5 protein-coding genes and 2 pseudogenes are annotated in these 8,771 nt (G+C 50.1%); 2 read left to right on the forward strand and 5 right to left on the reverse strand.

Features of this window, described 5'->3' with window-relative positions:
- A pseudogene (locus tag ACR0P9_RS04205) lies at positions 1–509 on the reverse strand (hypothetical protein); the annotation flags it as partial.
- A 476-nt stretch (positions 510–985) separates the two neighbouring features.
- Here ACR0P9_RS04205 and ACR0P9_RS04210 point away from each other — a divergent pair.
- Positions 986–1,786, forward strand: a complete 801-nt coding sequence (locus tag ACR0P9_RS04210; protein WP_432617620.1) for an MBL fold metallo-hydrolase — start codon at positions 986–988, stop codon at positions 1,784–1,786.
- Positions 1,787–1,809: 23 nt separating this feature from the next.
- Here ACR0P9_RS04210 and ACR0P9_RS04215 read toward each other — a convergent pair whose 3' ends face one another.
- Positions 1,810–3,171, reverse strand: coding sequence for an MATE family efflux transporter (locus ACR0P9_RS04215; protein WP_432617622.1), 1,362 nt, complete (start codon positions 3,169–3,171; stop codon positions 1,810–1,812).
- A 167-nt stretch (positions 3,172–3,338) separates the two neighbouring features.
- Between ACR0P9_RS04215 and ACR0P9_RS04220 the strand changes: the two genes are divergently transcribed.
- Positions 3,339–4,568 (forward strand): MFS transporter, encoded by a 1,230-nt coding sequence (locus ACR0P9_RS04220; protein WP_432617624.1) that lies wholly within the window; start codon positions 3,339–3,341, stop codon positions 4,566–4,568.
- Positions 4,569–4,644: 76 nt separating this feature from the next.
- On the opposite strand, the gene ACR0P9_RS04225 is transcribed toward ACR0P9_RS04220, so the two are convergent.
- From ACR0P9_RS04225 to ACR0P9_RS04235, 3 genes and pseudogenes are all read right to left on the reverse strand, one after another.
- Positions 4,645–6,441 carry a [FeFe] hydrogenase, group A gene (locus ACR0P9_RS04225; RefSeq protein WP_432617626.1) on the reverse strand — a complete coding sequence of 599 codons (1,797 nt, stop codon included), beginning with the start codon at positions 6,439–6,441 and terminating at the stop codon, positions 4,645–4,647.
- Positions 6,435–8,273 (reverse strand): NAD(P)-binding protein, encoded by a 1,839-nt coding sequence (locus tag ACR0P9_RS04230; protein WP_432617628.1) that lies wholly within the window; start codon positions 8,271–8,273, stop codon positions 6,435–6,437. The genes ACR0P9_RS04225 and ACR0P9_RS04230 overlap by 7 nt, the downstream gene beginning before the upstream one ends.
- 276 nt (positions 8,274–8,549) lie before the next feature.
- Positions 8,550–8,771, reverse strand: a pseudogene (locus tag ACR0P9_RS04235) ([FeFe] hydrogenase H-cluster radical SAM maturase HydG); the annotation flags it as partial.

Consider the following 8,771-nt stretch of genomic DNA (forward strand, 5'->3'; position numbering starts at 1 on the left):
AGCAGTCGATGAATTCGCTGCGATTGTTCCGTTTCACTCATGCGACCGGGCAGACGGAAACTGTGAATTAGCTGCATCATCATGTTTTTCGTGGCTGTAGATGACGGCGGCGTAAATGCAATACGGCTGGTGTCCAAACTGAGAATATAAGAGAAAAACTCTTTTGTGTTGCAGCCTTCAATATGCATCCAAAGGGTTTCGCTTGGTTCTAATGCATGGAAACGATGGGGCAGGGTGCAGTCGATCAAAGCGATTTGACCAGAGCAGACGATATTGCGAACACCGGCATTTTCGACTTGTACGCGACCAGAACAGACATAATATAGGGTAGAATTGCGATGGCTGGGCAGCTGCGCCACATCGCAGTCATCTCGAAAATCATATTCTGGTGTGCAGTAGTAATGTCCGCACCGCGTGATATAGTAGAATAATTTCCCGGCGGCAGCGCTTGGCGTGTTAAAATAACGATCCGATTGCAGCAAGACACCGGGTTCTGTACATTTTCCCATGAAATTCCTCTCCTTTTTCTTCAGTATATCATTTTTACGGTATAAAATCAAAAGAGAAGCTGTCTTGACAAACGAACGAAAGCGTGTTATTCTAATCATAGGCAAAATGAAACACACAGTTGCCGACCATATGTAGGTCACAAAGCGAAATCCCCAGTAGGGTGCTACTACTGGGGATTTCTTCTGCTTTTACGGAGCAGTCAACCTTGGTTGATTACCGTGAGATTATTTCCGTCCATCCAACCATTTGCAAATGTAATAAGCGATGACACTTGCCACGATGGAAAGAATGAATGAAACACACAGTTCCATAATCATATGTAAGTCACCTCCTCTCTGTCACAGGAGTGTGCCAGAGACACGGTAACAAATCTATTATAGCAAATATTTGACAGATAGCAACAGAAATTCTCTCTCTTTACAACAGCTCTCTTTTTTCTTATAATGACAGAGAAAGCGAAAAAGGAGAATGTATCATGAAATTGACCATGTTGGGAACCGGCAATGCGCTGGTGACGGAATGTTATAACACTTGCTTTGTGCTCAGCGAAGGGGACAAGCACTTTATGATAGATGCAGGCGGCGGAAATACCGTTTTGCATCAGCTGAAACAGGCGGGCATTGATGTCAATACCATTCACGACCTGTTTTTAACACACAAGCATGTGGATCATTTTATGGGCGTGATTTGGATGATTCGCATCATTTGCCAGAACATGCAGAAGGGTGTTTATCTGGGAGAAGCGCGGATTTATGGTCACGCGGAAGTGATAGAACAGGTAAATCAGGTTGCACATATGCTTCTAGGTAAAAAGCAGACCAAGTATATCGGAGACCGTGTTCATCTTATCGCTGTGGCAGATGGTGAAACACGAGAAATTCAGGGCAATTCGGTTACCTTCTTTGATATTCAATCTACAAAGGCGAAGCAGTTTGGATTTCAGATTACCCTGCCTGACGGAAAGCGTTTGACTTGCTGCGGCGATGAACCGTATCGGGAATGTGAAGAAGCATATGCGAAACACAGCGATTGGCTGCTGCACGAGGCCTTTTGCTTGGATGCACAGGCAGATATTTTCCATCCGTATGAAAAGAGCCATTCTACAGCAAAGGATGCCTGTCAGACAGCAGAAAAACTGCATGTCAAAAATCTTGTCTTATATCATACCGAAGACAAAAACATTGCTCGTCGGCGCGAGCTGTATACAGCGGAAGGTCAGCCGTATTTTAGCGGAAACCTGTATGTGCCGGATGATTTAGATGTCATAGAACTGTAAAAAATAAGTCTGATTCAACAGAATCAGACTTGTTTTTTTAGCTTACGATATACCGTGAAGTACATTGTTGTAAAACTTGCTACACCGCCGAGTAAGTTGGAAATCGGTTCGGCAAGGAAAACGCCGTTGACACCGAGACTGGCGATATGAGGCAGAAGCAGCGTCAGCGGAATCACGACAATCACCTTACGGAAGATGGAAAAGAAAATCGCTTGGTGTGACTTGCCCAGAGCGGTAAAGACCGATTGGGCGGAGAATTGAAATGCCATAAAGCAAAAGCCGAAGAAATACAGATGCATAGATGGCACGCCTGCGGCAAGCAATTGCGGATCCGTATTGAAGATAGAAATAAAAAAGTGCGGGAATAGAGAGACAATGCCCCACATGAGTATCGAATAGACAAACAACAGCCAAGATAAAAAGACAATGGCTTTTCGGACGCGTTGCAGCAGGGCTGCGCCATAATTAAAGCTGATGACCGGTTGCGCGCTGCTGGAAATGCCGTTGACAGGAAGCATGATGATTTCTCGTACTGAATTGAGCACAGTCATGACACCGACGTACAGATCGCCGCCAAAGGTCTGCAAGGTGCTGTTGCAGGCAACCTGTACCAAGCTGTTTGTAACGTTCATGGTAAAACCGGCAAGTCCAAGGGTCAAAATTTTCTGTACACGCTGAGCTTGCAGCCGCATATGCTTGATACGGATGCGCAGCAGGGTTTTGGAACCGGTTAGAAATCGGAACGTCCAAAGGGCAGAGACAAATTGCGAGATCACCGTCGCACACGCCGCGCCACGCACGCCCATGTGCAGAACGAAAATAAAGATCGGATCGAGAATCAAATTGAGCACGGCGCCGATGATGACGGTTAACATGCCGGTAGTACCAAAACCCTGTGCGTTGATGAACTGATTGAGTCCCAGCGATAGCATGACAAAAATTGTGCCGAAAAGATAAATTGTAATATATGACATTGCATAGGGCAGTGTCGTTTCACTCGCGCCGAGTGCCAGAAGCAGAGGACGGCGGATGAGCAGTCCCAAGACGGTCAGAGAAGTACCGATGCCTAAAAGCAAGGTAAAGCAATTGCCCAAGATGGCTTCTGCTTCTTCGGTTTCTCCGGCGCCGCGCTTCATCGAAAACAGCGGTGCACCGCCCATGCCAACAAGGTTGGAAAATGCCAAAATCATGGTAATAATGGGAAAACATACGCCTAAACCGGTTAAAGCGTGCGTTGCATCGGCACCAATTCTGCCGATGTATACGCGGTCGATGATGTTATATAAGACGTTGACCAGCTGGGCCAGTGTCATAGGTACGGCAAGCCGAACGATGTTGGCAGACACGCTGCCCTGAGAAAAATCTGTATTGGTCTGCGCTTGCAAGACAGTCGCTTCCTTTCTGAAACTTATAGATTCTTGAAAAATATTATAACATCTTGCTGCAGAAAAAGCAAAAGATTGGCTATCTTTCAAATTGACATAACACAAGCAATTTTGTATGCTAGTGTTCGTGAGAAACAATATAAGACGAAAGGTAGTACATGCAACAAATGAAACAAGAACAATCTTTTTTCCAACGCATTGGAAAAGATAAGCGATATATCGTATTCAACTTATTTTTCGCTTATTTTTCGCTGGGCGTAGCGCTGATTATGCTCGGCTCCGTGCTTCCGGTGCTTAAATCGGACTATGCACTCAATTATCAGGTCGGCGGTATGCTGCTGTCTGTACAGTCGATTGGCTATGCCGTAGCCGGTCTCGGCGCAGGCTTTCTGCCGCTGTATCTTGGCTTGAAAAAATCGTTTATTTTGCTGACTTCCGGTACTTGCATCGGCATGGGAATGCTGCTCGCAAGCGGCAATCCGGTCTGGCTGCTCCTTGCAATGGGCTTAATTGGCATCAGTAAGGGCGCAGTGACCAACTACAACAATCAGATCATGACAGAATTGGCAGAAGGCGATGCCGGTCCGCTCAACCTGATGCACGCATTTTTTGCCATTGGCGCATGTCTGGCACCGCTTATCGTATTGGTATGCGGAAAAATTGATGCGAGCGGCTGGAGACTGGCGGTTTTCCTGTCAGCAGCAGCGGTCGGCGTGGGACTGATTGCTATGTTCCGCATGAAAATGCAGGACACCGAACCGACGCAGGAACACAGCGAAAATAAAACCAAGGTGTCTTATGGCTTTTTCAAAGAAAAGATCTTTTGGATTACCATGCTCATTTGCTTTTTCTATCAGGGCATTGAGGGAACCATGATGGGCTGGCTGACATCGTTCTTTGTCGATTCGCATGTGATGACAGACAGCTTTGCACAGGTGGTTACGTCTACGCTGTGGATCGCTCTGCTCATCGGCCGCATCAGCTGTTCGCGTTTGGCTGCCAAGTTCAAGCCGAGCCAGATGATTCTGGCAATGGCTATTGGTCAGTTTGTCTTTTTGACTATGCTTGTCACGAGTCATAGTTTTGTCGGCATGATGATTGCGACGATTGGTCTGGGTCTCAGCATGTCCGGTATGTATGGCACCTCGGTATCGAATGCCGGTGATTTGTTCACTCGCTACCCGGTATGCATGGGCTTCTTCGTTCTGATGACCAGCTCCGGCGCAGTAGTTGCTCCGGCAGTTGTCGGTGCGGTGGCAAATGCATCGAATATGCGTCTGGGCATTTCGTGCCTGCTGCTGGCAGCGGTTGCACTGGTTGTCATGGCTCTCGGCAATATGCGCATGGGATACCTGCGCCGCCGGAGAGCAAAGCAAGCAGGAAAACAGCACGCATAATTTTGTATTCTTTCAAAATAAAGAAATCCCGCGGTTTTTACACCGCGGGATTTTTGTATCCATAGAAGATAACTGTTTACTTGTTCACGCCAAAATGAATGGTGGTATCTTCGTCGTTTCGCTGCTGCAAGTGCATATTCAGCGGCATTACCCAGCTGTTGTGATCGGTATGCAGCAGTTCCTCTGCCAGCTCAGACATTGGCTCGCCGAGATAGGTATCGTACAAGACATTAATTTCCTTGTTCTCGTGTGAGTAACGCAGCGGGCTGAGTCGGTCAAGACTGTACAGCATATTGCCGCGTGCGTCAGCAAGTTCGTTCTGCTCGAACGGAATCGGCTGACCGCCGCCGCCAACACAACCGCCCGGACATGCCATGATTTCCACGAAGTCATAGTGTACTTTATGGGTCAGAACTGCCTGAATCAGCTTGCGGGCGTTGCCCAGACCGCTGGCAACAGCACAGCGAATGGTCGTGCCGTTGAGGTCAAACTCGGCTTCACGCCAGCCCTCCTGACCACGAATAGAACGGAAAGCATCTGCTGGAGCGTTTTCTCCGACAACCGTGTGATATGCCGTGCGCAGAGCAGCTTCCATCACACCGCCGGTTGCGCCAAAGATGACACCGGCACCGGAGCCGATGCCGAGCGGAGAATCAAACTCTGCTTCCGGCAGACTGAATACATTGATGTTCTGCATCCGCATCAGGCGATCCATCTCACGGGTGGTGAGTACGATGTCAACATCCTGCATTCCATGTTTCTTATTGCGGTCAAAGACATGACCATCTTTTTCTGCCTTTTTGGCAATACACGGCATGATAGCAACACTGCAAATCTTTTCCGGATCAATGCCCATTTTTTCGGCAAAATATGTCTTGGTAATCGCGCCAAACATCTGCATCGGGCTCTTGGCAGTAGAAATCTGCGGTACGAGCTGCGGGTACTGTGACTTGACAAAGCGCATCCAGCCCGGGCAGCACGATGTAAACATCGGCAGATCTTTCAGCTCACCGTTTTGCAGGCGCTTCAGGAATTCGGTGGACTCTTCCATGATGGTCAAATCCGCAGAAAATGCGGTGTCAAAGACATAATCAAAGCCCATCGAGCGCAGAATAGCCGTCAAGCGGCGAACCGTTGCCATTTCACGCGGCAGACCGTGTGTTTCGCCCCAAGCGGCGCGAACCGCCGGTGCGATCTGTACTACAGTGATCTTGTTCGGATCGCGCAGAGCGTCCAATACTTCACGGGTGTCGTCGCGCTCACGCAGCGCACCGACCGGACAATGGGTGATGCACTGTCCGCACAGCGAGCAATCGGAATCCTTGATGCGTCGGTTGTAGGTAACATCGACGGTCGTGCGGGAACCCGAACCGCTCATACCCCAGATGCCCAGCGTCTGAATCTTTTCGCAGTACTGCACGCAGCGCATACATTTGATGCACTTTTGCACATTGCGGTACAGCGGGAAGGTTTCTGTCCAGATACGCTTAGGCAGATCCTTTTTGTATGGATTCTTGAGCAGACCAAAGTTGTTGGCTACCTGCTGCAATTTACAATTTCCGGCGCGGACACAGATTGAACACTCGCCGTCGTGCTGAGAGAGCAGCAGCTCTACATTGATGCGGCGTGCTTCCAGTGCGCGATGGGAGTTGGTATGGACAACCATGCCTTCGTATACGAGGTTATTGCAGGAGGAGACCAGACGGCTCTCTCCTTCGACCTCGACACAGCAAATGCGGCACGCGCCAATTTCATTGATTTCCTTGAGATAACAAAGGGAAGGAATGGTGACGCCGGCCTTGGCAGCGGCTTCCATAATCGTTGTGCCTTCCGGTACGCGGACGGCAATGCCGTTGATAATTACATTTACCATTGTCTCATTCGACCTCCTCTAAAGTTGCCGTAGCCGTAATGATCGCAGCGCAGGCAGCGGGACGATTCCTGAAGAACTTCTTCCTCTGTCATGCATTCCTTGATGTCGTCAAAGTTATCGACACATTCACATGCCGGACGGGTGCGGACATTGACACGGCCGCAAGCGGTTGTCGGAGACAGCGGAGCCTCCGGAATATCCTCGACAGCGGCATGAATGACATGATTATAGCCGAGGAAGTTGTCGATATTTGCAGCGGCAACCTTACCGGCAGCAATGGCACGAATAACGGTAGACGGACCGGTTACGGCGTCGCCGCCTGCGAAGGTCTTGGTACTGCCTTCTACGATACTATCCGGCAGAGCAGAGAAGCGTTCGCGGTTGACCGCGATGCCAGCGGCAGCGAATGCCTTGGAGTCGATGCCCTGACCGATTGCCACGATGACAATATCGCACGGAATGACGTTTTCTTCCTTGGTAGCCTTGATTGGACGCGGTCTGCCATCTCTGCCGACAGGGCCGATGTGCTGCGGCTGGGTGATAAGAGCTGTGACGTTGCCTTCATCATCGTGCTCGATGCGCAGCGGAGCCTGCAACGGCAGAATGGTAACGCCTTCTGCGGCTGCCTCTGCGATTTCTTCAGACAGCGCGGTCATATCGTCGACACGGCGGCGATATACGGTAGTGACGTTGGAAGCACCCAGACGAATGGCTGTGCGGCTGGCGTCCATGGATACGTTGCCGCCGCCGATGACGCAGACGCGCTTGCCAGTCAGATCCGGCGGATTGCCTTCGCCGATGGCACGCAGCATAGCAACGGCGGAAACAACACCGTTGCTGTCCTCGCCGGGGATACCGACCTTGCGGTCTACATGGGCACCGATGCACAGCAGAACAGCATCGTATTCGCGCTCAATGTCAGCGACCTGAATGTCCTTGCCGACGGAAATATCGGTATGTACTTCTACGCCGGTGCTGAGAATGACATCAATATCATTTTGCAGCATGTCTTCCGGCAGACGATAGCGCGGGATGCCGTAGCGCAGCATACCGCCCAGCTTCGGACGCTGTTCGTAAACAACCGTCTGATGACCCATCAGCTGCAAGTAGAAAGCACAGGTCAGACCGCACGGACCGCCGCCGATGATGGCAACGCGCTTGCCGGTAGACGGCTGGTTGGCAACCGGTGCAACATGCAGGGCGTGGGTGACAGCGTAGTGCTTGATGCCGCAGATGTTGACGGCGTCATCCACCATGTTTCTGCGGCAGCGTGCTTCACACGGATGCTCACAGATAAATGCACAGGCGGTCGGGAACGGATTGTCCTTGCGGATGAGCTTGACGGCATCCTCGCAGCGACCGGCGCGCACGAGAGCGATGTAGCCCGGAATATCCACGTGAGCCGGACACAGAGCGACACAAGGAACCGGCTGGGTCAGACCACTGGTGCAGCGGTTGTTGAGCACATGCTCCTCGTAATCATCACGGAAGCCCTGAACACCGCGCAGAACCATACCAGCAGCTTCATAGCCAATAGCACAGTCCGCTGTCTCCAGAATCGTGCGGGCGGTGCGCTCAATGCGGTCAATGGTCTCTAAGGTGGCGCGCTCACTCAGAACGTCATCCATTAAGCTGGCAAGCTGGCCCAGTCCGATACGACATGGGGCGCATTTGCCGCAGGTCTGTGCGTGGCACAGCTTTAAAAAGCCGAGAGAAATATCCACCGGACATAGTCCCGGAGGGCTGGCTGCAATGCGGCGCTCCAGATCTTTGTACAGACCCTCGACAACAGTCTGCGCCTGATTCGGGGTATCAAGACTTAATCTGCTCAAATCGACTCACTCCTCACTCATAAAATACAAAAATGTACGAAAACGAAAAATAGATAATACTTACCCCTTATTTTACCGCATCGTACAGAGATTTGCAACAAAATCAACCAGAAAAAGCCCAGAAAACGAGAAGTTACAAAATAAATCGGATGTTTTGCCTAAAAACAAAAGAAAAAGGAAGGAATATTTTAACACGGCATGACGGCAGACATGCAAAAACAAAAAAATCCCGCAGACACATGACGGCGTGCCTGCGGGAATGAAAAAAAGCGAAGATTAGAAGCGGAAATCGCGCTGACCTTCATGAATATTTTCAATGTATGCGGTTGCTTTTTCGCGTACAGCTTCATTCGGGATTGTGAGCAGCTCTTTCTTGATGAGTGCCTCGCCAATCGCACGAGTTTCCGGAGAAGCATAGTCTTCCAGATATTCCTTGAGTGTCATCAGAGCATTTGGATGGCAGCAGTTGACGATCTGTTTGCTCTTGAGCAGGGACAT

It is taken from the genome of Butyricicoccus sp. (genome assembly GCF_050872565.1).
Taxonomy (GTDB): domain Bacteria; phylum Bacillota; class Clostridia; order Oscillospirales; family Butyricicoccaceae; genus Butyricicoccus_A.

Excerpts from the sequence above, each read along its gene's own strand:
- ACR0P9_RS04220 (WP_432617624.1), top strand. The coding sequence starts at position 3,339 with ATGAAACAAGAACAATCTTTTTTCCAACGCATTGGAAAAGATAAGCGA.
- ACR0P9_RS04210 (WP_432617620.1), top strand. The coding sequence starts at position 986 with ATGAAATTGACCATGTTGGGAACCGGCAATGCGCTGGTGACGGAATGT.
- ACR0P9_RS04225 (WP_432617626.1), bottom strand. The coding sequence starts at position 6,441 with ATGGTAAATGTAATTATCAACGGCATTGCCGTCCGCGTACCGGAAGGC.